The sequence below is a fragment of the Bacillus sp. B-jedd genome, assembly GCF_000821085.1.
Classification (GTDB): domain Bacteria; phylum Bacillota; class Bacilli; order Bacillales; family Cytobacillaceae; genus Bacillus_D.
The window spans coordinates 1,517,560-1,542,441 of record NZ_CCXR01000001.1 but is presented as its reverse complement, the minus strand read 5'-3'; the positions used below and the strand labels follow the sequence as shown (position 1 = coordinate 1,542,441).

Annotated in this window: 23 protein-coding genes; 2 read left to right on the top strand and 21 right to left on the bottom strand. The window is 45.4% G+C overall.

Translation table 11 applies throughout. From position 1 onward, the window contains the following. Nucleotides 1–69: 69 nt before the first annotated feature. From murB to BN1002_RS07500, 17 genes are all read right to left on the bottom strand, one after another. Nucleotides 70–978: a UDP-N-acetylmuramate dehydrogenase gene (gene murB, locus BN1002_RS07580; RefSeq protein WP_048824396.1), complete on the bottom strand. Its 909-nt coding sequence runs from the start codon at nucleotides 976–978 to the stop codon at nucleotides 70–72. Nucleotides 979–1,091: 113 nt separating this feature from the next. Beyond that, complete coding sequence (gene murG, locus BN1002_RS07575) at nucleotides 1,092–2,186, bottom strand: undecaprenyldiphospho-muramoylpentapeptide beta-N-acetylglucosaminyltransferase (RefSeq protein WP_048824395.1); 1,095 nt, start codon at nucleotides 2,184–2,186, stop codon at nucleotides 1,092–1,094. 178 nt (nucleotides 2,187–2,364) lie between these two features. Continuing rightward, nucleotides 2,365–3,471, bottom strand: a complete 1,107-nt coding sequence (gene spoVE, locus BN1002_RS07570; RefSeq protein ID WP_442853389.1) for a stage V sporulation protein E — start codon at nucleotides 3,469–3,471, stop codon at nucleotides 2,365–2,367. An 82-nt stretch (nucleotides 3,472–3,553) separates the two neighbouring features. Beyond that, the gene (murD, locus tag BN1002_RS07565) at nucleotides 3,554–4,903 is read right to left on the bottom strand and encodes a UDP-N-acetylmuramoyl-L-alanine--D-glutamate ligase (protein ID WP_048824394.1); all 1,350 of its coding nucleotides are present in this window, start codon (nucleotides 4,901–4,903) and stop codon (nucleotides 3,554–3,556) included. Next, on the bottom strand, nucleotides 4,903–5,877 hold the full coding sequence (gene mraY, locus BN1002_RS07560; RefSeq protein ID WP_048824393.1) for a phospho-N-acetylmuramoyl-pentapeptide-transferase: 975 nt from the start codon (nucleotides 5,875–5,877) through the stop codon (nucleotides 4,903–4,905). The genes murD and mraY overlap by 1 nt, the downstream gene beginning before the upstream one ends. A 157-nt stretch (nucleotides 5,878–6,034) precedes the next feature. Next, entirely contained in the window at nucleotides 6,035–7,498 is a 1,464-nt protein-coding gene (locus tag BN1002_RS07555) for a UDP-N-acetylmuramoyl-L-alanyl-D-glutamate--2,6-diaminopimelate ligase (RefSeq protein WP_048824392.1), read from the bottom strand. A gap of 161 nt (nucleotides 7,499–7,659) precedes the next feature. Next, entirely contained in the window at nucleotides 7,660–9,579 is a 1,920-nt protein-coding gene (locus tag BN1002_RS07550; RefSeq protein WP_048824391.1) for a stage V sporulation protein D, read from the bottom strand. Nucleotides 9,580–9,722: 143 nt separating this feature from the next. Continuing rightward, a complete protein-coding gene (locus BN1002_RS07545; RefSeq protein WP_048824390.1) occupies nucleotides 9,723–11,933 on the bottom strand; it encodes a penicillin-binding protein in 2,211 nt (736 codons plus the stop codon). 2 nt (nucleotides 11,934–11,935) lie between these two features. Next, nucleotides 11,936–12,292 carry a cell division protein FtsL gene (ftsL, locus tag BN1002_RS07540; protein ID WP_048824389.1) on the bottom strand — a complete coding sequence of 119 codons (357 nt, stop codon included), beginning with the start codon at nucleotides 12,290–12,292 and terminating at the stop codon, nucleotides 11,936–11,938. A 54-nt stretch (nucleotides 12,293–12,346) separates the two neighbouring features. Continuing rightward, a complete protein-coding gene (gene rsmH / locus BN1002_RS07535) occupies nucleotides 12,347–13,279 on the bottom strand; it encodes a 16S rRNA (cytosine(1402)-N(4))-methyltransferase RsmH (protein WP_048824388.1) in 933 nt (310 codons plus the stop codon). Between the two features lie 61 nt (nucleotides 13,280–13,340). After that, complete coding sequence (mraZ, locus tag BN1002_RS07530) at nucleotides 13,341–13,772, bottom strand: division/cell wall cluster transcriptional repressor MraZ (RefSeq protein WP_048824387.1); 432 nt, start codon at nucleotides 13,770–13,772, stop codon at nucleotides 13,341–13,343. 159 nt (nucleotides 13,773–13,931) lie between these two features. Continuing rightward, complete coding sequence (gene bshC, locus BN1002_RS07525; protein WP_048824386.1) at nucleotides 13,932–15,566, bottom strand: bacillithiol biosynthesis cysteine-adding enzyme BshC; 1,635 nt, start codon at nucleotides 15,564–15,566, stop codon at nucleotides 13,932–13,934. Nucleotides 15,567–15,666: 100 nt separating this feature from the next. Continuing rightward, entirely contained in the window at nucleotides 15,667–16,062 is a 396-nt protein-coding gene (locus BN1002_RS07520) for a DUF3397 domain-containing protein (protein ID WP_048824385.1), read from the bottom strand. Further along, nucleotides 16,059–16,946: a 2-dehydropantoate 2-reductase gene (locus BN1002_RS07515; RefSeq protein ID WP_048824384.1), complete on the bottom strand. Its 888-nt coding sequence runs from the start codon at nucleotides 16,944–16,946 to the stop codon at nucleotides 16,059–16,061. The genes BN1002_RS07520 and BN1002_RS07515 overlap by 4 nt, the downstream gene beginning before the upstream one ends. 116 nt (nucleotides 16,947–17,062) lie before the next feature. After that, nucleotides 17,063–18,604, bottom strand: a complete 1,542-nt coding sequence (locus tag BN1002_RS07510) for an acyl-CoA carboxylase subunit beta (protein WP_048824383.1) — start codon at nucleotides 18,602–18,604, stop codon at nucleotides 17,063–17,065. Nucleotides 18,605–18,616: 12 nt separating this feature from the next. Next, nucleotides 18,617–18,829, bottom strand: a complete 213-nt coding sequence (locus BN1002_RS07505; RefSeq protein ID WP_048824382.1) for an acetyl-CoA carboxylase biotin carboxyl carrier protein subunit — start codon at nucleotides 18,827–18,829, stop codon at nucleotides 18,617–18,619. A gap of 34 nt (nucleotides 18,830–18,863) precedes the next feature. Further along, the gene (locus BN1002_RS07500; RefSeq protein WP_048824381.1) at nucleotides 18,864–20,198 is read right to left on the bottom strand and encodes an acetyl-CoA carboxylase biotin carboxylase subunit; all 1,335 of its coding nucleotides are present in this window, start codon (nucleotides 20,196–20,198) and stop codon (nucleotides 18,864–18,866) included. 310 nt (nucleotides 20,199–20,508) lie between these two features. On the opposite strand from BN1002_RS07500, the gene BN1002_RS07495 reads away from it, so the two are divergent. Then, a complete protein-coding gene (locus tag BN1002_RS07495) occupies nucleotides 20,509–20,982 on the top strand; it encodes an N-acetyltransferase (protein ID WP_048824380.1) in 474 nt (157 codons plus the stop codon). A 107-nt stretch (nucleotides 20,983–21,089) separates the two neighbouring features. Here the strand turns inward: BN1002_RS07495 and BN1002_RS07490 are convergent, their stop codons facing one another. The 4 genes from BN1002_RS07490 to BN1002_RS07475 form a co-directional block, all read right to left on the bottom strand. Further along, on the bottom strand, nucleotides 21,090–21,695 hold the full coding sequence (locus tag BN1002_RS07490; RefSeq protein ID WP_048824379.1) for an RsfA family transcriptional regulator: 606 nt from the start codon (nucleotides 21,693–21,695) through the stop codon (nucleotides 21,090–21,092). A gap of 101 nt (nucleotides 21,696–21,796) precedes the next feature. Further along, the gene (locus tag BN1002_RS07485; protein WP_048824378.1) at nucleotides 21,797–22,555 is read right to left on the bottom strand and encodes an enoyl-CoA hydratase/isomerase family protein; all 759 of its coding nucleotides are present in this window, start codon (nucleotides 22,553–22,555) and stop codon (nucleotides 21,797–21,799) included. Nucleotides 22,556–22,643: 88 nt separating this feature from the next. Continuing rightward, nucleotides 22,644–22,817, bottom strand: a complete 174-nt coding sequence (rpmF, locus tag BN1002_RS07480; protein WP_007086250.1) for a 50S ribosomal protein L32 — start codon at nucleotides 22,815–22,817, stop codon at nucleotides 22,644–22,646. An 80-nt stretch (nucleotides 22,818–22,897) separates the two neighbouring features. After that, entirely contained in the window at nucleotides 22,898–23,422 is a 525-nt protein-coding gene (locus tag BN1002_RS07475; RefSeq protein WP_048824377.1) for a YceD family protein, read from the bottom strand. A 238-nt stretch (nucleotides 23,423–23,660) separates the two neighbouring features. Between BN1002_RS07475 and BN1002_RS07470 the strand changes: the two genes are divergently transcribed. Further along, nucleotides 23,661–24,881 (top strand): nucleotidyltransferase, encoded by a 1,221-nt coding sequence (locus BN1002_RS07470; RefSeq protein ID WP_048824376.1) that lies wholly within the window; start codon nucleotides 23,661–23,663, stop codon nucleotides 24,879–24,881. The last annotated feature ends 1 nt before the right edge of the window (nucleotide 24,882 follow it).

The window sequence follows — 24,882 nt, the reverse complement described above, 5'->3', positions numbered from 1 at the left end:
CACAGCTTTTCGCCTAATCCAATGGAAATATTATAGCATACATTTTCACGGCTTTCAGAAGATTTCCTGCTATTTTCTGCCGATGATTTCTACTTCTGTTTCCATCCTAACATCGTAAAGGCTGAGAATTGTATCTTTCACATGCTGAATAAGGGCAAGGACATCTTCAGCTGTTGCATTCCCGGTATTCACGATGAAATTGCCATGCATTTCCGAGATTTTAGCCCCACCTATCTGGTGCCCTTTAAGTCCTGCAGATTCAACTAACCTGCCGGCGTAATTCGGAAGTGGATTACGGAAAATGCTTCCTGCGCAAGGATAATTCCATGGCTGGGTTTCTTTCCTGTAATCTTTATTTTTCTGCAATTCCTTCGTAATTTCTTCCTTGTCTCCCTGTTGTAGCTCAAACACAGCTTCGAGAACAATTCCTGGCCTCTTTTTTTGCAAAATTGAAGACCTGTATGAAAATTCAAGTTCTGCATTGGAAAGCCATTCCATGCTTCCATCTTCAAACAGAATATGGGCTTTTTTTAGGATCTTGCTGATGTCGGAGCCATGGGCGCCCGCATTCATATAGACCGCGCCCCCGACAGAGCCGGGAATGCCTCCTGCAAATTCGAACCCTTTCAATCCTTTTCTGCTGATTGTCGTTGCGAGTGAGATAAGGGATTGCCCTCCCCCGGCTTTAACTTCGGTTTCGTCAATCTTCAGTTCATCAAGTCCGGGACCAAGTTTAATAACAGCGCCTTTAATCCCTTTATCGGACACAAGCAAATTGGAACCGCGGCCTATCGCTCGCCAAGGCACATTATTCTTTAGGATGATTTTCATCGTTTTTAATAAGCTATCAATTGACGACGGCTCAATAAATAGGTCAGCCGGTCCGCCAATTTTTATTGTTGTATGTTGCGACATGGGTTCGGATTCTTTTACTTTGCCAATTTGGGCCAATTTGAGTTCCTTTATTAATTCATCCATAAAACCCCTCCTTTTCCTTGTCCTATCTTTTCCAACGTATTATTTTTCAGTTTATGCAAAGTGTGTTCAGGTGTTTACTCTTCGTCTCTCAGGGTATGTTCCTTCGCTTCGGGTTATTTTTTTGAAATTTCCTTCAACAATTTGAAAAGCCTTGAAGCAGAATCCGGAATGCCAAGTTTTTTAGCTTCCTTTCCCATTGAGTCGATTCTTTCCTTATCAAGTAAAATTCCATCAATCTTTTCCACTAGCTTCTGGCTTGAGAGCTCAGTTTCTTTTAATAGCTCGGCCGCGCCGCGTGTGCTCAAGGAAGCCGCATTTTTCTCCTGGTGATTATTGGTGACATAAGGGCTTGGAATCAAAATGCTCGGTATGCCGAGTGAGGTTAATTCAGCCAAAGTTGTTGCTCCCGCTCTGGAAACTACCAGATCCATTCCTGCTAGAACCTCCGGCATATTATGGATAAACGGCTTAATGATAACATTGGCTGGGCTGCCTATCAGCTCCGCTTCTCTTTGGACTTCCTCGAAATGCACTTCCCCAGTTACATAGAGCACCTGATACGGTTTCGCCGCGAACTCTCCAAGTGATTGGACGACTGCTTCGTTAATCGGTCGGGCGCCCCTGCTTCCTCCAAAAATTAAGACCGCCGGCTTATTTAAATTCAGTCCTGCAGACAGCCTTCCTTTAATCCCGTCCTGGCCAATGACTTCCGACGCGCGCGGATTACCTGTAAAGGCCACTTTTTCTTTTGGAAAGAAACTTTCTGCTTCATCGAAGCAAATCGCAATTCTATCCACAAACCGGCTCAAAAATTTGTTTGTAAGGCCTGGCACGCTGTTTTGTTCATGAATAACCGTCGGAATTCCAAGTTTTGCCGCCGCATATACGACAGGCCCGCATACATATCCGCCTGTTCCGATGACCACATCCGGCTTGAACTCTTTTAAGATCATTTTGCTTTTCCTGACTCCGGCGAGAAATCTCCAGATTGTCTTAACATTTTCAAAGGATAACTTTCGTTTGAAGCCAGTAATATGTATGGATTTGAAAGGGATGTTTTCACGGGGGACCAGCTTGCTTTCCAGCCCCTTCTCTGTACCGATATATAAAAATTGCGCTGTCGGATCCTGTTTTTTCATTTCCCTGGCCAGGGCCAGCGCCGGATAGATGTGTCCTCCGGTTCCCCCGCCGCTAATGGCGATTTTCATTCGTCCACCTCTTTTAATCATTCAAGCTTTATAAAGCGAAAAAAAAGCACCCGCTCTATTTACCTCATTCTACTATATTTTAAACATGGAAACGACTGAAAAGGCGACAGGTTATTCTTCCCATTCTTTCTGAAAGCCGATTATTTAAAAAGGAACCCCGCATGACAGGGTCCCCAGGTTAATATTTCACATAACGGCTAATGTTCAACAATACACCAATTGCCATCAGCATCAAGGTCAGCGAAGAACCGCCATAGCTCAAAAATGGCAAGGTGATGCCAGTTACGGGCATCAATCCGGTGACTACCCCAATATTAATCATGACCTGAACCGCAATCATCGCCACAATGCCAACCGCGAGGAAACTGCCGTATAAGTCAGGGGCGCCAAGGGCAATCCGAATGCCGCGCCATAAAAGGAGCGCGAACAGGAGAAGGACAAAGGAACCGCCAATAAAACCGAGTTCTTCCGCAAGTATCGCGAAAATGAAATCCGTCTGCGGTTCGGGCAAGTAAAAGAACTTCTGCCTGCTTTCACCAAGGCCGAGCCCGAATAGGCCTCCAGGCCCAATGGCATAAAGTGATTGGATAATCTGGAATCCACTTCCCAAGGAATCCGACCAAGGATCTAAAAAAGAGGTAATCCTCTTAATTCTGTACGGAGCGGAGATAATCAGGCCGGCGAATCCCGCCGCACCAAGCATCATCAATCCCGCAAAATGAAGAAGCCTTCCCCCAGCAACGAAAATCATTACAAGGCAGGTCCCTACCATAACCGTGCCCGTTCCTAGATCAGGCTGGAGCATGATCATACCAAAGGCTGTAAATACAAGGGCAAGGGATGGAACGAGGCCTTTCCTGAAGGAGGTAATCCATTTTTGGCGTTCCGAAAGATATTTTGCAAGGAAAGCTATCATCGCGAGTTTCATAAATTCGGACGGCTGAATGGAAAATGCCCCAACTCCTATCCAGCTCCTTGATCCGTTCCTGACATTTCCGATACCCGGAATCAAAACAAGCAGCAGAAGAAAAAAACAGACAATAATGATGATTTTCGCCCAAGTCCGCCACGTCATGTAGTTCACATTCATAATAAAAAACATCGCGGCAATCCCTGTCGCTGCAAAAAGCATTTGCCGTTTGGCAAAAAAGAAGGAGTCATCGAACTTGAATTCCGCCCAGACGGCACTGGCGGAGTAAACCATTATAAGGCCCAGCGTGAGCAGCGCCAATGTAATGATTAATAGGATTATATCTGGATTGTTTTTCTTGGCAGGCACGGCCATACACCTCTAACCCGGTAAATTGGGCTATTCCGGAGGCTTTAGCCAAGGCATATGACCAGCTCCGGTAAAAGACAAGCCCTTACTAAAGCTTATGCACAGCCTCGATAAACATGTCGCCCCTGACTTCAAAAGTTTTATACTGGTCCCAGCTTGCGCATGCCGGGGACAGCAGAATAACATCGCCAGCCTCTGAAAGCTTGTAGGCTTCCGGTACAGCACCTTCAACATTATCGGCGCGGACAATGGTTTTTATTCCTGCTTCTTTTCCTGCTTCCTCAATTTTCGCGGCTGTCTGGCCAAAGGTAACGAGTGCTTTCACTTTACTAAGCGCTGGAATCAGTTCGTCAAAATCATTTCCCCTGTCCAGCCCTCCTGCAAGCAGGATGACCGGAGCGTCGAAAGCCTCGAGCGCTTTCGTTGTCGCGAGTATATTAGTCGCCTTCGAATCGTTATAAACTTTCCTGCCATGCTTTTCGGCTACAAATTGCAGGCGATGGCGGACTCCAGTAAAGGTTGTAAGCACCTTCCTGATTGCATCATTTGATACCCCTGAAAGTTTTGCGGAAGCTATGGCTGAAAGGATGTTTTCAAGATTGTGCGCGCCAGGCAGCGCGACTTCCTCCCGGAGGATAATCTTCTCATCGCCGAACATCAGCCAGCCTTCCCTGGCATACGCCCCCCGTCCCAAGTCTTTGACGGCTGAAAAAGGAACAAGCACTGCTTTAGACTGATCGGCAATTTCAACGACTTCCGCCTGATCCGCGTTATAAACAAAGAAATCTTTTTCATCCTGATTTTTGGTAATATTCGCTTTGGCCCCATGGTATTCAGAAATTGTCCCGTGGTAGTCCAGATGGGCTTCATAAAGATTGGTGAGCACGGCTATCTTCGGTTTAAACTGGTCAATCCCCATGAGCTGAAAAGAAGAAAGCTCAATGACAATTGTGCTATCCTCCCTTGCTTCCTGTGCGACGCCAGAAGCAACCGTACCGATATTGCCGGCAATGAGCGGATGCTTGGCACCTTCATTGAGCATTTCGTAAATGAGGGTGGTAGTCGTGGTCTTGCCATTCGTACCTGTAATCCCGATGAACGGTGCTTCAGATATTTGGTATGCAAGCTCGATTTCGGTAATGACTGGGATGTTTTTTTCAAAAGCTCTTCTTACCATCGGATTTGAATAGGGAATGCCCGGGTTTTTTACAACCAGCTCGAACCCCTCTTCCATCAGTTCAACAGGATGGCTGCCACAGATGACTGTAATCCCTTGTTCCAAAAGCCCCTGCGCCTCCATATTTTCCGAAAGAGGTTTGAAGTCATTTACGGTAACGAACGCACCAAGCTTATGGAGCAGCGCGGCGGCAGTCACACCGCTTTTAGCTAGCCCCAGTACAAGGATTTTTTTATGCTGATAAGTATCAATAGTAATCACTACAACCACACCTCTATATAGATTCCGAGAATTGCAAAGAGCAGGCCTACTGACCAAAAGGTAACGACGACGCGCCATTCAGACCAGCCTGATAATTCATAGTGATGATGGAGCGGGCTCATTTTAAAAATTCTCTTTCCGGTCGTCTTAAACGAAATGACCTGGAGGATGACGGACAGTGTTTCAATGACAAACACTCCGCCAATCACCAGGAGGAGAATCTCAAGGCCTGTCAAAATGGACAATGCGGCCAGCGCGCCTCCCAGTGCCAGTGATCCTGTATCGCCCATAAAAACTTTTGCGGGATGTGAGTTGAATACAAGAAAGCCCAGCACCGCACCAACAACTGCTACACTAAAAATCGATAATTCGAACTGTGACTGGTTCCAGGCGAGGACACCGTATGCGCCAAATGCGATTGCCGCCGTCCCGGATACAAGGCCATCAAGGCCATCTGTCAGGTTAACCGCATTTGAGAAACCAACAAGCCAGAAGATCACGAATATCAGGTAAACCCAGCCAAGGTGGATTTTGTAATCGGTAAACGGAATTCCCAATTCGGATGGCATCTCATTGCTTCTGTATATCAGGTAAAAGATGACAGAAATAATGATTTGGCCGAGAAGCTTTTGTTTTGATGTTAAACCAAGATTTCTTTTCATAGCGACTTTTATAAAGTCATCAAGAAAGCCGAGCAGCCCGAACCCTGCCGTCACAATAATCAGCATATAGGTTTTAGAAGTAGGTTCCGCATATTTCCCGACCATTACTAATGTGGTGATAATAATCGACAAAAGAATCATCAAGCCGCCCATCGTCGGGGTACCCGATTTCTTCTGGTGCGACTTCGGACCTTCTTCCCGGATGCTCTGCCCGAATTTAAGCCTTCTTAAGAATGGGATAAAAACTGGTGAAAGAAGGACGGTAATTAAAAACCCCATCAAAATTGTGAAAAAAATTACTTGTTCAAGCATGGGTATCCCTCCTTCCAGAAAAAGCTGGACTCACTTTTCCAACTGCTACGGCCGGGTTAGAGGCAGCTTTCCTTAACACAATAAAATAATCATTTTTAAAATAGGTATCTTCAGTAGTCATATCTTTCTATTATCTCCAATGTATTTTTTCCATTATTTAAGATTTTTTCTGAACAGCATTCCTTGCGACAATCCGATCATCGAAATCATATCTTACTCCCTTGATTTCCTGATAAGTTTCATGCCCTTTACCGGCAATTAGGATGACATCGCCCGTTTTTGCCTGGCTCACAGCAAATTCAATTGCTTCCTTCCGGTCAGGAATGACCTTGTATTCCCTTCCGCTGACGCCTTTTTCCATATCGCGGAGAATCTCAATTGGTTTCTCGTTCCTCGGGTTATCTGAGGTCAGAATCGGATGAGTCGCATAGTCACAAGCGATTTTCGCCATCATTGGCCTTTTGGCGCTATCGCGGTTGCCTCCGCAGCCCACGATGACATGGATGTCATTTTCGGCAAACTCCCGGATGGTGGAAAGTACATTTTCAAGGCTGTCTGGCGTATGTGCATAGTCAACTATAATAGTGTACTCCTGGCCGGCATTGACAAGCTCGAATCTGCCCGGGACCCCCTTAATCCGTTCCAAAGATCGGATTGCGTCTTCGAGGCTGATTCCAGAAACGACAGCAGCTCCCATCGCGGCAAGGGTATTATAAACATTGAATTTCCCTATCTGCTTGATTTTTACTGGAATAGTTTTCCCGGCGGCTTGAAGTGTAAATGCCGTTCCCTGTGGTGACAAGGAAATATTCGCAGCCCGCAGGTCTGCTTCATTGTCTATTCCATATGTAATCACATGGGCGGCGGTCGCGCGGATGAAATCAACACTCGCAGGGTCATCTGCATTCAGTACGGCAAATCTTGGCGTGGACTCCGAATACGTATTACCCAATTGGGAAAATAATAAGCTTTTTGCAAATTTATATTTTTCCATTGTTTTATGGTAATCGAGATGATCCTGCGTAAGGTTTGTAAATACTGCCACGTTGAAATCTGTCCCATGGACACGGCCAAGGTCAAGTGCATGGGAAGAAACTTCCATAACAGCATGTTTGACTCCCTCATCGGCCATTTTCCGGAATGTTTTTTGCAACGTTAAACTTTCCGGAGTGGTGTTTTTAGCTTCAAATTTAACATCGCCAATCTTCGTGTACATCGTCCCGATTAAACCAGTCTTATTTCCCGCGTCGGCAAATATCCATTCCAGCAAATGCGAGGTGGTTGTTTTTCCGTTTGTCCCTGTAATACCAATCAAATGGAAGCTTTGGCTGGGATGGCCATAAAATGCATCGGCCAGGACCGCCTTTGCCCTTGCTGAATCCCGCACAATAACAACGGGTACTTCAACATCAAGCGGACGTTCGGAGATAATGGCTACAGCCCCTTTCTCCATAGCCTCCATCGCAAAATCGTGCCCGTCAACCGTATATCCTTTAATACATATAAAAAGGCTGCCTTTCCGGACTTTCCTATGGTTGTTTTCAATGGAGCTGATTTCAGGATTACCGCCTTGAAAGGGCCTTAACAGATAAAGGCTTTTTAGAAGATCATGCAATTTCATTTTTTTCAATCCTCTCATATCTAAACAATCGTACCCTATTTTACATGAAATAGTTTCATTTCGCCATTAATGGGAGGGCTTTTTATCATCCCAGGAAAAAGATTTTCTTTGTGGATGATACAGGAAAAAAAGACGGCAAGGTTTACGCCGCCTTTATCATTTTATTCGTTTTTGCCAAAATAAAGAATAATTGTTGAGCCTTCCTTTACTCTCGTTCCGGCCGGAGGCAGCTGTTTCATTACAACATCACCATCACCCTTAGCTTCGATGCGAAGATTGATCATCTGCTCGCTGATTTCTTTTTTCGAGAGGCCTTCAAGTTCGGGCATTGGAATCATTTCAACATCTGACCAGGTCATTTTCTTTTCTATTTGGTCTTTCCGCGGTTTAACATCTAGGGCCAGGAGGGAATCTTTCATGATGTTACCAACGATCGGAGCGGATACTACTCCGCCAAACTGGACAGTCCCTTTCGGATTATCGACCGCAACATACACAACTAGCTGTGGGTCATCGGCAGGAGCGAAGCCGATAAAGGATACAATATGGTTGTTTTCAAGATATCTGCCCCCCTGGGCCTTCTGTGCTGTACCAGTCTTGCCTCCCACCCGGTAGGAATCTATAAATGCTTTGCCACCTGTCCCTTGGGCCACGACGCTTTCCAAAGCAAACCTGATTTTTTTTGAAGTTTCCTCAGAAATGACCCTTCGCTTCAGGCTGGGTGAGTTTTTCATGACGACTTGTTTCGTGGCGGGGTCAATTAGTTCTTTTGCAATGTAAGGTGTATATAAGTAACCACCATTTACTGCAGCTGCGACAGCTGAAACCTGTTGAATCGGAGTCACAGATACGCCTTGCCCGAATGCGGTAGTCGCAAGCTCGACCGGGCCGACACGATTCATATTAAAAAGGATTCCCGTTCCTTCACCTTGCAAGTCAATTCCGGTTTTTTCCCCGAATCCGAACCCTTTTATATAACTGAACAACTTTTCTTTCCCGAGCCTTTCGCCAAGTTCGACAAAACCCGGGTTACAGGAATTTTGGACGACCTCCAAAAAGCTTTGGCTTCCATGCCCGCCCCTTTTCCAGCATTTTAGTCTCGCGCCGCCGACCTTTACACTTCCCGAATCGTGAAAGTGCTCTTTCTCAAGGTTTACCTTTCCCTCTTCAAGGGCGGCAGCGAGCGTAATAATCTTAAAAGTGGAACCCGGTTCATAAGTGCTCCAGACAGGAAGGTTTCTGTTATAGACTTCCTGTGGAACAGATCTGAAGTTGGCAGGATCAAAGGTCGGCCTGCTGGACATAGCCAGAATTTCCCCATTGTTCGGGTTCATGACGATAGCAATAAGCCCATCAGGATTATAAGTCTTCTGGGCGATTTGCAACTCCCTTTCAACAATGGTCTGGATTTTCGTATCAATCGTCAGCTTTAGGTCCAATCCGTCGGTGGGAGGCTCATAATCATCAGCCATATCGTCCATCCGGCGGCCTTTTGCATCGGCATAAAACTGGACAGACCCCTTTTCCCCGCTTAATTCCTTGTCATAAAACAGTTCAAGGCCCATCAACCCCTGGTTATCAATACCGGCAAAGCCAAGGACGTGCGCCAAATACTTGCCGTACGGATAATGGCGCTTCGAATCTTCGCCAATATATATCCCTTTCAAGCCTAAGGCGCGGATTTCCTTCGCTTTTTCATGGGATATCTTCCTACCGGCAGGGAGGCGGATCATTGACTCCTGTTCTGTAAGACTCTTAAGGATACTTTCCTTTGAAGCGTTCAAGGCAGCGGCAAGACTCGCCGCTGTATTTTCCGGATCTTTAATTTGCCTAGGAACAATCCAAACTGTCGGCGCACTGATATTTGTTGCAAGCGGCACACCATTCCTGTCCACAATCTCCCCTCTTTCAGGTGCGAAAGGGATTTCCCGGCTCCAGGAGTTTTTCGCTTTGTCCGTCAGCATATCTCCCATAAAAAACTGCACATAACCAAGCCTGACATCAATTATCAGAAAAACCATGATGCCAACAAAAAGCACCGCCATTAATCTTTTTCTGACAGTTACATTCGAAACACGCATAAGAACGCTCCCCCTTCTCCATGCATCCTTCCCGTTGTCTGGCAGCGAGAAAATTGCGCCTTTTAAGAAGGACATGCCTATCGTTCATAAGTATGCGGTGCCGAAAGCAAATAGAACGCCGGCGGTTGTTCCGCCGGCGGTGTTTATTCCTTTATATCAGGATCTTTCTTTTCTTCTTGTTCTCCTACAAGCTGGCGCGGAGTTTCAAGCTGGACGGTGAGATGGTCTCCTTTGCTAATAGGTGAACCTTTCGTGATACTTTGCTTTACTACATATCCGGAACCTTTAAAATTCAAATTCAAGCCCGCCAGGTGTGCAGCCTTCATGACATCCCTGATTGACCAGCCGTCCATATCAGGCATAGCGGCATCCCCGGTTGTCTTAAGGATGACCTTTTCCCCCTCCAGTGCGGTAGCCCCCGCCTCTGGAGCCTGGCTGGCTACTTCGCCCCCATTCCCAATAAGCACAACATCGAACCCTTTATCTTCCAATTCTTTTTTTGCGTTTGCCGCCGGTTTCCCGGAAAAATCTGATAGCTTTCCCGTTTTGGTCGGCTCCTGGGTTGAAGGCTTAATATTGAGATATTGCAGGCTATTTTTCATGACCGGATTGAAAATCATCGATACAGGCAGCGAACCTTTGAAGTAGCTATCTATTTCCGGCTGCTGTACTGCCACATAGACGATGAGTTCAGGATTATCAGCAGGTGCCATGCCTAGAAATGAGAAAATATAGTTTCCCTTTCCACTTAAATACCCGTGTCCCTGTGACAACTCGGCCGTTCCTGTTTTCCCCGCTACACTGTATCCTTCAATGTTATATCGATTGTGCCCGGTCCCTTTAGGAGATGTGATTACCGTCTCTAGGATATCCCTTACCTTTTTTGCCGCCTCAGCGGAAATAGGTTCAGAAACGACCTCCGGTTTCTGTTCTTCGATTGTTTCCCCGGTATCATGGTCAGTGATTTTTTTAATGACATGAGGCTTCATCATTTTCCCGTCATTCGCGATAGCGGTGGCCGCCTGGATTTGCTGGATTGCGGTTATAGCTGTCCCCTGCCCGAATGCAGTCGTAATTTTCTCAATCGGCCATTCGTAGCGGAGCTGGCTAGATACTTCATCGGGCAGGTCGATGCCTGTTGGCTTATCGAGCCCGAATTTGGATAAGTACTCCCTGAACTTTTCAAACCCAAGTTTTTCATTGGCTATCTTGGCGAATGCTACGTTCGATGAGCGCTGTACGCCTTCAAGGTATGTGATTGTTCCCCAGCCGCTGCCGTTATGGTCCTTAATTGCCTTATCCCGTTTGGTCACCTGATAAGAACCCGATTTGTATGGCTCATTCGGATTGAATTTTCCCTCATTCACCGCTGCGGCCAAAGTGAAGATCTTCATCGTTGACCCTGGCTCAAAAGGATATTCAATCGCTTCATTATGCCAGCCTTTTTCGATCCCTTCCCTTGTTTTCGGTTCGAATGTCGGCCTTTGGCCCATTGCCAGAATTTCGCCGGTTTTCGGGTCGGCCACAATCGCGATGATTTTTTTCGGATTATATTCTTTGACCGTCTTATTTAACGCATCCTCTAGGAAAGTCTGGATTTTTTTATCAAGCGTCAAATATATATCATTACCATTTTTCGCGGGAGTAACAAGTTCTTTTCCTTTCGGAAGAAGATATCCCCACAAATCGCTTTCATATTCAAGCTTTCCGCTTTTTCCTGTCAATTGCTTATTCATGAGCTTTTCGATGCCGAGTTTTCCGTAACTGGCATAAGTCCCGTTGTCCCTTTCCTTCCTCTCGACAAAGCCGACAAGATGGGAGGAAAAAATGCCGTTTGGATAAAACCTTTTCGAATCCCGCTTAAAAGTGATGCCAGGAAGCTTTTCGGCTTCAATCTCCTTTTTAGTCTGGAAGGAGATATCCCTGCCCGCCTTTCCAAACTCGACCTGGAACAATTTTGGATTTGTTTTCTTTTTTTCAAGAATCCTCAAAATTTCGCTTTCTTTCAAATTAAGATACTTTGATAATTTAGCCGCGGTCATTTCAGGATCGGCAACATGCTTTGGATTTTTGGGATCTGAAGTCATTTTTTCATCTAGGATGGCAACCAGCGTGTAGGAGGCAGTATCCTCAGCGATCACTTCCCCAGACCGATCCATTATCGAACCCCTTGAGGCTTCAATGGTGGCGTATCTAGTATGTTTTTGCTCTGCTTTCGCTGCGAGTGGCTGGCCAGCGGCTTCACCTGTTATGCCGATGACTGAAAAACGGTAAAGGATGACAAAAAAGAGCAGACTGAAAAGAAAAAACAATCCAACTGCTCCTTTGTTCATATTCGGTTGCTTTTTACCCATTTTTATTGCACGACCTTGACATTATTTTCATTCAGCATCAAGCCCAATTCTTTTGCTTTTAACATGATCCGGTCATAGTTACTTAGCTCTTTCACCTGAACCTGAAGATCGCTGTTGGCCTTTTCCATATCGGTGATAGAAGACTTTACTTCCTGGATATCTTTATTGACTTTATAAATTTCCGACTGGGCGGAAATTACCTGGACAGCTCCAAAACAAAGGAGGGCGGCAAATATGATCCAGATCAATTTTTCGCCTGGCGTTACTTGATGCCATAATCCCCTTTTCCTTTCGGGTACTGCAACATGCTGCCTTTGCTGGCTCTGCTGTTCCTGGAGTTTCCTAGCTAAACTGCTCATTCTTTCCCCTCCTGAACTTTTGTCCTCTAGTTTTATTTATCGAATACGTCTCATCTACAATTTTTCAGCAATTCTTAGCTTTGCTGATCTGGCTCGGTTATTCTCCTCCAGCTCCATTTCTGACGGCAAAATCGGCTTTCTCGATACCAGTTTTAAAACCGGCTTAAATTCTTCCGGTATGACAGGCAGTCCCGGCGGCAGCGGCGGTGTCTCGGAAGCCTGCTTAAATGCTGCCTTGCAAATCCTGTCCTCCAATGAATGGAAGGTAATAACCGAAATTCTTCCGCCTTTATCTAGGAGGCGAATCGCCTGCTCAAGCGATTTTTCAAAAACGCCCAGTTCATCATTTACTGCAATCCTAATCGCCTGAAAGACCCTCTTGGCGGGATGGCCGCCTTTTCTTCTCGCGGGAGCGGGTATCGCATCTTTAATCAGCTCAACGAGTTCAAAAGTCGTCTCAACCGGCTTTTTCGCCCGTGCTGCTTCTATTTTCCTAGCGATTTGCTTTGAGAATTTCTCTTCTCCGTAACGGAAAAAAATTCGGACAAGGTCTTCATATGGCCAATGGTTGACAACATCGAAGGCGGATATTTCGGCACTTTGGTCCATTCTCATATCAAGTGGGGCATCATGCTGATAACTGAACCCCCGTTCCGGAGTATCGAGTTGGGGAGATGAAACACCGAGGTCATATAAAATCCCATCTACTTTATGTATCCCGATTTCTTCAAGTTCACTTTCAAGGTAAAGAAAATTGCTCTTAATGATAGTCAATTTATCCTCATAGCCAGCCAGTTTTTCCCTGGCATTAAGGATAGCCGTCTCATCCTGATCAAAAGCGATCAGCCTTCCCCCAGCACCAAGCCGCTTAATAATTTCAAAGCTGTGGCCAGCTCCGCCAAGGGTGCAATCAACATAAATTCCATCAGGTTTAATATTCAAACCATCTACCGCTTCATTTAATAACACAGTCGTATGATCAAACATGCGAAGCCACCTTTCCAACCGAACGATATTGTTGAGGAATTATACTAAAATAACATTCCCTTTAAATATCGAAGCCAATCATATTTTCTGCAATTTCAGCAAAAGAATCCTCTGATTCCTGGAAGTATTCTTCCCAAATCTGTTTGCTCCAGATTTCAATTCGATTGGAAACTCCTAAAATTACACATTCTTTTTGCAATTGCGCGTAGTCAAGCAGTGGTGCAGGAATATTGATCCTCCCCTGCTTGTCAATCTCACTTTCCGTTGCCCCCGAGAAAAAGAACCTCGTAAAGGCGCGGGCATCCTTTTTCGTAAGTGGGAGGGCTTTAAGCTTATCTTCAATGACACTCCACTCTGTTAACGGGTATCCAAACAGGCATCGGTCCAATCCACGGGTAATAATGAACATTTCCCCAAGGTCGTCCCTCAACTTGGATGGCACTATCAGGCGTCCCTTATTATCAATGTTATGATGGTATTCGCCCATGAACATACCCGATACCCCCACTTTCTAATTAGAATGTACCACAATCCTCCACTTTCCTCCACACTTTTTTAAAAATCCTTTGAAATACTTAGCATAAAATTCAGAATTCCCTCCCCAAAGCTTTTTTGTGCAAAAGAAAAAGCCCCACCAAAAGGTGGAGCTTCGTTAAATGCGGACTAATTTATGGGTTCCGTCAAATTCATAGTCAAGTTCTGTGAGCCTGCTTACAAAATCCAGCCCATTTTTATTTAAGTAATAAAGGACATTCCATAGCCGTTCCTGTGGTAGGCCTTCTGGCCTTAAAGCTAGTGAGGCGCGATAGTATTTATCGAGAGTCACTTGATGTTTTTGCCTGATAGCATCTTCAAGTTTTTTTTGCATGAATTCCAGCTGGCCCAACACAATTGATTCATTTTTCCTTAGCATTGGCAGCAGCGAGGAATCAATTTCCGTGGTCTTCTCATGGAAGTGGCCATACTGTTGCAAAATTGCGTCCTTAGCGGTTTGAAAAACCGTCTCCAAATCGCGGTCCCGGATGCTGTCCATGAATGCCCGTCTTTCTTCTTCCACACCGCGGAGGATTACATTGGAAACATCAAGCTGAAGTTCGTGAAGATCAGTTTCAACCGAACGTTCCAGAAGGGTAATATTCAACCTCGGAACAATCGGGGGCATTTTTATGCCGAAGTGTTCAAATACTAGCTTCAACTCCGCCCAATAGGCAATTTCGCCCGGTCCTCCAATAAAGGCGAGGACTGGGAACAACCATTCCTGCATGAGCGGCCTCGTGACGACGTTGTTGCTTAAAAGGCGTGGTTCCTCTCTAGCAATTGTGAGCAATTCTTCAAAAGAAAATGACACGGTTCCATTTTTACCCAGAAACATGGAGGTCTCCGTATCGTACTCCAGGAGAATCCTTTCCTTCGCTTTCACGTCATAATAGAATAGATTGGCGGAATTGGAAGGGGCGTCAATCATAAGAGAAAAACCGGTCCGGGTTATCTCTTCCTGTTGAGCGGCCAGACACTCGGACACCGCCGCATGCTGGCGAATCAAATTTTCGAAGTTACCGCTTTCGAGGTCTCGCATTGCAGGATGGCCAGAATCAACAAGCAACAGCCCGGTATCTTTAAAAAGTTCAATAATCATGCCGGCGAAGAAGTCCGTAAATGAAGTTGACTTCTCCAACGTCGCATCGATGAACTGAAGCAGATTCCGTGTATGGATTGTTTCCCCGAAATGGGACAACAGGCGTGTTGCCCAATTTTTGCAAATGTCCTTATTGATCTCAATGTCTGTGACCATTTTCTTTTCAAGGACTTTTTGGGGAAAGGTCCATTTGGCTGCGGTAGTCCCTTCTACGGCAAACACATGATTTACTTCCTGGTAATCATGGTCCTCCCCCGCTATCCAGAAAACAGGAACAACAGGGATCCCGAGTTCCGTTTCCTTCTGGCGGGCAAGCTTGATGATCGAAATGACTTTGTGGATCGTATAAAGTGGGCCTGTAAAAATCCCGGCCTGCTGGCCGCCAATCACGGCTACACTTTCAGCATGTCTCAATTTTTCTAGCGAATGATCCATTTCTTCTGATTCCGTAAATCGGCCCATATATCGTTTAATATGGTCCGCCAGCTCTTCCCTGGGGAATTCTCTATTACCCAATTCATCCACCCTTTTTTTGTAAGAGGATGGCTGATTATATGTATAATGAAAAAACGGCTTAATTTGATCTGTCTGCTGCAAATACTCTGAGGCAAAGCGGTTGGCAGCGGGCATTAAGAGATTCGAAATCTCCATACAGTACTCCCTTTCTAAATAACAATTGTCATACCATATGAGTATAGCATTAACATAATAAAATGAAAAAAGACTTTGCCTCAATCATTTATAAAGTGCTTCAGGAAATATTGACAGCATGTATGGCACGCTGAACAAGGCCATACATGAGCAATGCGATGTATCCAAGGAAAAACAGCAAAAAGGTAAATCTCCAAAAGCCCTTAAAAACCTTGGTAATAATGATTTCACCCTTCACTTTCCAATGGATGACTGCAAAAACCATCATCGTTGTCAGCAGGATAATAAAAATCAGCCAAAGGAATGACACCTTCCAAATCGTGATGACCAGGAAGTGTACCGATATGATCAGCAGACACGTCGTAGCATCAATGGCGTAATGAACTGATCGGCGGTGACTGCCAGTCAGAGGCTTGGAAATAATAAATACAAGCAAATAGCCAAGGATGGGAAGGAGTATGAATATCGCTGCGACTGAAGATAAAAATTGACTCATGCCCTTCCCCTTTCTGCGGCAAGTTCCATTCCTTTGATCAATTCATAATAAGCTGTTAACAATGGCGTTTCTGCCCCTTTGGCTTCCTCCAAAAGATATCCAAGGATTGCGTCCACTTCAGTCGGCCTGCCTGCTTCCAAATCTTTCAGCATGGAAGAACGGTTTTCTGCTGTATTCCTGCAAATGCCCTTTACCATTAATAGCTTCTCCGTCTTATCCGGCAGGTCAAGTATGCCCATTACCTCATTGAACAGACACTCGAGCGCCTTTTCAAAATGATGGTTGGAAACCAGTTCTCCATTCTTCACCCTGAGAATTGCAGTCAAAGGGTTGATGACGGCATTAGCCGCTAATTTATTCGCCAGCATGCCGTAATAATCCTCTTCAATATGTACTGGAAACTCTTTTGGAACCAAGCCTGCGAATTCCATTAAAAGCGATGGATCGCCTTTATAGACAGCCGCTCTAGTAACTCCCTTACCATTATGGCTGACCGTTCTGTCATCCTCCCTGTATGCCCCATGCTCAACTGAACCAACATAAATATTCCGCGCATCAAGTTCTTGTAGATATTTCAAGTGGCCCATTCCATTTTGAAGGAACAGATAATTTCCGCCAGCTGGAAGTCTACTTAAAATAGGCTCCAATTGATACTGTTTTACGGCAATAACGATGATATCATCCTCACCGATCCCATTGCTTAAAGGTACCGCATCAACCTTGGCCGTGAATGGCCCGACTCCTTTCAACAATGAAACACCCTGCACGTTTATGTGGTCAGCCTGCTCCTCGTTCCTTGTATATAAGGTAACGTTAAAATTTCGTTGGAGATATGCCGCAAACAGCAGTCCGATTGATCCAGCGCCAATAATCCCTATTTTCATAACAAAAACTCCCTGTCTTCTCTTTGCCTACATTTTACCAAACTTCCGGGACCTTTGTACCTTTTATATGAATAAAAAAAGCTTTTCCGCCTAGCAGGGGAAAAGCCGAGAAATTATTAAACTGGATAAACTGGATGCTTTCTCGTACTGAAATGCAGTTCTTTTGTTTCGTAATAGCCAAACCGCTTGATCAGAACATCCCTGAGTTCTGATGGCGCTACAATTTCATCAACAATCATTTCGGAAGCTAATTTATAAATATCAATATGTTCTTTGTATTCCTTGTGCTTTTCCTGCACAAAAGCAAGCTTTTCCTTCGGATCTTCGATTTCATTTATTTTATTGGAATATACTGCATTCACAGCTGCCTCCGGACCCATCACGGCTATTTGGGCAGTCGGCAGGGCTATGCACACATCGGGTTCGAATGCCGGACCCGCCATGGCGTACAAACCTGCGCCATAGGCTTTTCTGACGATGACCGAAATTTTCGGCACTGTTGCCGAACTCATCGCGGCAATAAGTTTCGCTCCATGGCGAATGATGCCAGCCCGCTCTACCTTCGTTCCGATCATAAATCCAGGGACGTCCGCAAGGAATAGGAGCGGGATGTGGAAAGCATCACAGAGCTGGATGAACTTCGCGCCCTTATCGGCCGAATCGACAAAGAGGACCCCTCCCTTCACTTTTGGCTGATTGGCGATAATCCCTACCGTTTTGCCGCCAATTCGCGCCAAGCCTGTAATCAGCTCAGGAGCGAAAAGCTTCTTTATTTCAAAAAAGCTGTCCTCGTCAATCAGTGCGGCAATCCCTTCATACATATCGAATGGAGCGTTCTGGTTCTCTGGAATAATCGCCTCGAGGGTCCTTCCTTCCTTGGGAGGGATAGCTTCGGCGGCCTTTGGTTTTTCCATGAAATTCGCCGGGAAATAGGAAAGGTACGTTTTTGCGGTTTCAATCGCCTCTTCCTCTGAGGAAGCAAGAATATCGCCGCAGCCACTGATTGTACAATGCATTCTCGCGCCGCCCATCTCCTCGAGCGTCACTTTTTCGCCGATCACCTTTTCGGCCATTCTTGGCGAGCCTAGATACATGGACGCATTTCCATCAACCATAATAACGATGTCGCAAAAGGCGGGTATGTACGCTCCTCCTGCAGCGGAAGGACCGAAAAGCAGGCAAATCTGCGGGATAACACCTGACAGTTTGACCTGGTTGTAAAAAATCCTCCCTGCCCCCCTTCTGTTCGGGAACATATCGAGCTGGTCCGTTATCCGGGCCCCAGCCGAATCCACAAGGTAGAGAAGCGGAACTTTCAATTTCTCTGCGGTTTCCTGGATACGAATGATTTTTTCCACCGTTCTCGCACCCCAGGAACCAGCTTTTACTGTAGAGTCATTAGCCATGACGCAAACGCTTTGGCCGCCGATTTTGCCGATTGCTGTGACGACTCCGTCCGCCGGAAGCCCTTCGGCCATATTGTTTGCAAATTTCCCATCTTCTTCGTATTCACCTTGATCAAATAAAAGCGCAAGACGATCCCTGACGAAAAGTTTCCTTTGTTCCTTCAGTTTATCGTGATACTTATGATGGCCGCCTGCTTCGACCTCTTTCCTTTTATCCAGTAACCGTTGCTGCAAAATGTTTGTTCCGGGCATTCCTTGCTCCCCCTATTCCAGAGTAGCCAGTACATCGCCTTCATTTACGAAGTCGCCAATGGCCACCTTTAATTCGCTGACTTTTCCGGCTGAAGTGCTTTCTACTGGAATCTCCATTTTCATCGATTCCAGAATAAGGATTGTCTGGCCCTCAGCCACTTCATCCCCTGATGAGACCAAAATATTAAAAACGGTTCCAGCCATTGAAGATACGATTTCCTTCATTTTATTTTCCTCCCAACTTATTTTTGTCAGTTCCTTAATTCAGCATTTTATTTAAAAAAGCGGTTGTGTAGCTGCCTTTTTCAAAATCGCTATTCTCCAAAATGGACTTGAAAAGAGGTGCGTTCGTCTTTATTCCGCTAATCATCAATTCTCCAAAGAATTTCTTGGCGGCGGAAAGTGCTTCATCCCTGTTTTCACCGGAGAAGATGCATTTGGCTATCATCGGGTCATAATATGGGGTGACTGTATCCCCTTCGCGATATCCCGCGTCAATCCTTACCCCTTTTCCTCCGGAATATGAAAATTCATTTATGTTGCCCGGAGAAGGCAAAAACTTGACCGGGTCTTCGGCATAGAGGCGGAACTCAATCGCATGCCCGTTTGAAGTGATTTCCTTCTGGCTCAGAGGAAGCTTCTCCCCTTTAGCAGCCCGAATCTGCCACTCTACCAAATCAATTCCGGTAATCTCTTCGGTGACAGGATGCTCTACCTGAAGCCTTGTGTTCATTTCAAGAAAATAAAAATTTTCTTGTTCATCAAAAATGAATTCAATAGTCCCTGCATTTTTATAGCGAACAGCCTGCGCAGCTTTGAGAGCGGTTTCAAAAAGTTTTTTTCTTGCCCCTTCCGAAAGGAATGGCGACGGGGATTCTTCGACGACTTTCTGGTTTCTCCTCTGAATTGAGCAATCTCTTTCAAACATATGGACAATGTTCCCATCGCTGTCTCCGAAAATCTGAACTTCTATATGCCTGGCATTTTCAATGAATTTTTCTAGGAATACCTCATCCGAACCGAAATAGGCTTTAGCCCTGGCTTTTACTGAGGAAAAGGCTTTTTCGAGCTCTGTTTGATCAGGGCATTTGACCATGCCGATCCCTCCTCCGCCGCTCGAAGCCTTCAGCATGACAGGATAGCCTAAATCACTTGCAATCCTGGACGCATCCTCAAGTGTTTCAATGCCCCCGCTGCTGCCCGGGACAACCGGGACGCCCGCTTTTTCCATCGCGTCGCGGGAAGCGACCTTATCCCCCATTAAACTGATCGTTTCCGGAGCAGGTCCAATGAACTTGAGTCCTTCCTTTTCAGCAAGCCTGGCAAAATCCGCGTTTTCGGATAAAAAACCATAGCCTGGATGGATGGCGTCTGCTCCCGCCTTTTTTGCCTCCTCGATAATTCGCTCCCCCTGAAGGTAAGACTTCATGACAGGAGGTTCCCCGATCCTGACAGCTTTATCCGCAGCTTTTACATACGGCAGGGATTCATCGGCATCTGAATAGATGGCAATAGTTTCGATTCCCAGCTTATTGCAAGTCCTGATAATTCTTAAGGCTATTTCCCCTCGGTTTGCTATTAAAATCCTTTGCACACCTTACCCCTTTCTCCCACCTGGCTTCCAGAATAGACTTTTATCAATGGTGATGCGGGAAAACGGCCATCCGGGCAGGCGGGTGTTATTCAATTGTTTCTGTATATCCCTTTTCTGGAAAGAATAACCCTCTACTATGTTTCTACCATACTATCTGAATAACCTGCAAATTTTGAAATTGTATTTTTAGGCGCGGAGGGGGAATTTTTTGATTTTTTGTTATATAATTAGTTTATTCATGGAAACATACATCTTAAGAATCAATTCGCCGCGGAATGAAAGAGAGGTATTTTGACTGGGGGTTGGAGATATGCCAATAAAGGTGGAGAAACTTAAAGTTAACTACAAAACATTAGAAGAGTTTAAAAAATTCAAAGAGTATGGCATACAGGAGTTGTCAATGCTCGAGGATCTTGAAGCGAATATTATCGAAAATGACAGCCAATCGCCTTTTTACGGGATTTATTTTGGTGATAAACTTGTCGCGAGGATGAGTTTATATCAAATTGATTCGAAATTCGATCGCTATTTCGAACCACCACAGACTTATCTGGAGTTGTGGAAGCTTGAGGTCCTTCCTGACTACCAGGGGAAGGGCTATGGGACGGCTCTGGTTGAATTCGCCAAAGGGTACGGTTTTCCGATTAAAACAAATCCACGCGTCGGGTCAAAAAGCTTTTGGGAAAAACACGGGTTCACAGACGTGGATTATGAAGTCGAACGTGATCTGGGTGAAAATCCGCTCGTCTGGTATCCGGAGGGTGTCGGTGCTCAGCACCACTAGAAAAATATCAGTTATTCAAGGAGGCCGCAGCGGATTTTCGCTCGGCCCCTTTATTTTTTTCACATTAAATTAGTGTTATCAGCAGGTCCAGCGGATATTCCTAGCCCTTATTCCACCCTTTCAAGGTTACCGTATTTATCCATCTGGAATTTGGCCTTTTGTTGCCCTGAACCGGGTTCTTCCTTTTCGGCAGCCATCTTCCTTGCCCTGTTCAAGATATCCATTAAAACTTGATAATCCTCACGAAGCCTATCCAACTCATTCGCCAGGTTCACGTTTTCCCTTTCAAGTTCTTTGATTCTTTCGAGAAGCTGCTTTTGCTCCACCTTATTCGAGGTGGCGCTGCCAGCCGCGCTGTAAAGACTTTCGATATATTTCAGTACATCCTTAATCTCAAGTGAAGAATCCAGTTCAGGCTTCAAGGGCTTTTCGGTTCTTTGTACCTCATTGGAATCCTCGCTATTTTGTACCGTCTTTCCTGGTTTTTTCCCTTCCTTCCTCTGCTTCTTGGCATGTTCGATTCCTGACTTATATTGTTTCCTCACATAGGAATTCCATCTAAACCCGCATGCTGCTGAAGTGCGCGACAACTGTCTGCCTACTTCTTCGAAAGCCTGAAGCTGGGTGCCGCCTTCCCTGATATATCTGAGAATTACTTCGGCAAGGAGCAAATCCTCATCCGCTGTCCATGCATCCTGTCTTGTAGATGACATTCTTCTCATCCCTCCTATTGTTTTTACTCATACATATGCGAGTAATAGGATAGATAGAATGGGGAGACAGCCGACGATTTAACAAGTTCAGGCATATCTGGTTAGCGGCGCTTATTCAGGAATCTTGCCACCTGCCTGTGGTGGGCTTCACTTTCCCAGAGTGCAGCGCATATTTCAACTTCCTTTTCGATTCTAGCTTGAAGCTGTGATTCTTCCCATTTATTAAGCCAAATAGTTTTATAACCCTGTAAAACTCCAGACTCATGGCAAATGATTGGGTCCAGAAAGGACTGCCCCGCCCTGACCGGATCGTTTTCGAATATCCAATCAACAAATCCTGAAGCAGCCAGTTCCTCCACAGGCCGCGTTTCTGCTTCCATTAGTAATCTCATCGCAGTTGGCGCAGGCATTTTTTCTGCCAAAATCGCCCCGCCTCCCCAACCTGTAATGATTCCTTGCTTCCCTTGGATAAATCCCGCCTTTATTCCCTTTCTGGCAATCCGGAAATCGCAAGCGGTGGCCAATTCACAGCCTCCTCCCACAGCTGTGCCATTCAATATCGCGACAGTTGGTTTTGGGAGAATCAGCAGTGAATAAAGGATGCCCGCCATCCTTGAAAGCATTGTAAATGCCTCTTCCTTCGTTTTAAGAGCATGGAAGACGGATAAATCCCCTCCTGAACAAAAAGCATCCGACGCCTGCCCGGTAACCGCCACTGCTTTAACTTCCTCATCAGCCGCTAGTCTGACCAGCTGTACAAGGCCATCCATTACTTCAAAGTTAATGGCATTTCGTTTTTCTTCCCTTTCAATAGTGAACAAAAGTATCCCGTTATCAAGCTTTTCTATCGAGTAGGCCATCCACTTCCCCGTCCTTTTTATTTATATCATTGCCTTATGTACGAAAAAAGCACAAGGGATTTCTCCCTTGTGCTTGATCGAACGGAAATTAGTCGTTAACAACTTCTTTCCCCTTGTATGTCCCGCAAGCTTTACAAACACGGTGAGCAAGTTTCATCTCTCCGCAGTTTGGGCATGCAACCATACCAGGAACATTTAATTTGAAATGAGTGCGACGCTTTCTCTTCGCAGTTTTAGAAGTCCTTCTAAAAGGTACAGCCATTCTTCCCACCTCCTTAAAGGGTTTAAGAAAGTTATGAAGCCCAGAAATGCTGGTTTCTTCACTTTGCTTCTTTTTGCCGATTATGAATCGGATGATTTGTTGTCATCAAAAAACTTGGCCAGCCCTGCAAGCCTTGGATCGATTTTATTGCTTTGGCTTTCCTCGGAAACCACTTCCCAATCCTTCCCGGATTGCGGAGCGCCCCCTTCAGCCTTGACATCCTCGCAAAACACCTGCATGGGAACTTCCAGAAGCAGAATTTCCCGGATTACAGGCATTAAATCGACCACATCACCTTTCACCTGGTAGGCCTCTTCATCTGTTTCATATCCAGAAATATTGAAAAGGAAAGTTTCCGTTGTTTCGACATCCACTGGATAAATGACATCAACTAGAGTCCTGGAACATGGCAGAACAAAATGGCCTTTAATCCTTAGATGGAATACCACTTTCGTGGCCCCCACATCGGCCCGTCCAGTAATACGGATCGGGGAAACCTCCCTGATTGTAGAATCAATCTCCTTGATTTCTTCAACACGGATCGTTTCATCAATGACTAAATCCTGGTTCCGGATTTTTTGCAGCTGGTTAATTGTCCATTTCATATAGATCACCCCAAGGCAACAAAGGTAATTATAGCTTCCATAAAACTATTTGTCAATATTTTTTCTTTACACCCCAAACTTGCATTGCGATCCGCGTGAAAGGCGGTTAAAGTCCTCATTATTTACTAGTTTAACCGTAATCCCATTGTGCAAACATGAAAAGAGAAAGGCTGCTTTTACTGGTGCATGCTGATGATTTGGCATAAAATAAAGAAAACATCGACAGGGAGGATTTTTTTTGAAAGCTGCTGGAGTTGTTGTGGAATATAATCCATTTCATAATGGACATCTCTATCATTTAGAAGCAGCCAGGGAAATGAGCGGCGCTGATATTATTATTGCGGTCATGAGCGGCAGCTTTCTGCAAAGGGGAGAACCAGCCCTTGTTTCAAAGTGGTCACGCGCGAAGATGGCTTTAATGAACGGGGCTGATCTAGTCTTTGAACTGCCTTATCAATACAGCACCCAAAAAGCGGAGGTATTTGCGGATGGGGCTGTAAAAATGCTCGATGCCGCCCTATGTTCCACCGTTTGCTTCGGAAGTGAAGCTGGGGATGCGGAGGCTTTTATTAAAACGGTTGAATATATCAACAACGAGAGGGAATCCTATGACCGGTTGATCCGGCAGTACATGCAGACAGGGGTCAGCTATCCCCGGGCAGCCTCCTTGGCAATGGAAGAACTGAAAGCGCCCGAGGGAGTCCTTCCCTTGTCACAGCCGAATAATATCCTTGGCTATCATTATGTGAAATCCATCCTTTCCATCAATAGCAGGATGATGCCTTTGACGGTTAAAAGAAAGAGCGCAAATTACCATGACCAGGACTTTGCCTCGTCTACTATTGCAAGTGCGACCAGTATCCGGAAAGCACTGTTTGATGGATCAGGAGGTCTTGCTTCTATTAGAAGGTACATACCAAAAAGTTCAGCCGAAGCACTTGAAGATTATTTGGCGGAGTTCGGCGCCTTCCATTCATGGGAGATGTTTTGGCCATATTTAAAATATAGGCTCCTCCAGGCATCCCCCGCTGAATTGAACTCCATCTATGAAGCCGAAGAAGGACTGGAGAACAGGCTTGTTGGAGCAGCTATTAAAGCGGAGAGTTTCGGGGAATTCATGAACACCGCAAAAACAAAGCGCTATACGTGGACGAGGATTCAACGGTTATGCACCCATATTCTTGTTAACGCAAAAAAGGAAGAAATGGCAACCTCAGAAAAAGGACCGGAATATTTGCGCTTGCTGGGGATGACGGATTTCGGCAAAAGATATTTAAATATGTATAAAGGCGATTTTAAACTGCCGGTCGTTTCCAGACTCTCATCGTTTTCCAGCAAGGGGATTGAACTCGATATCAAAGCGGCCTATATATATTCCCTTGGGGTTCCAGGTCCGCAGTCACAGAAGCTATTGGAAATGGAATATAGCCAGCCTCCATATGTAATCGAAAAGAGATGAA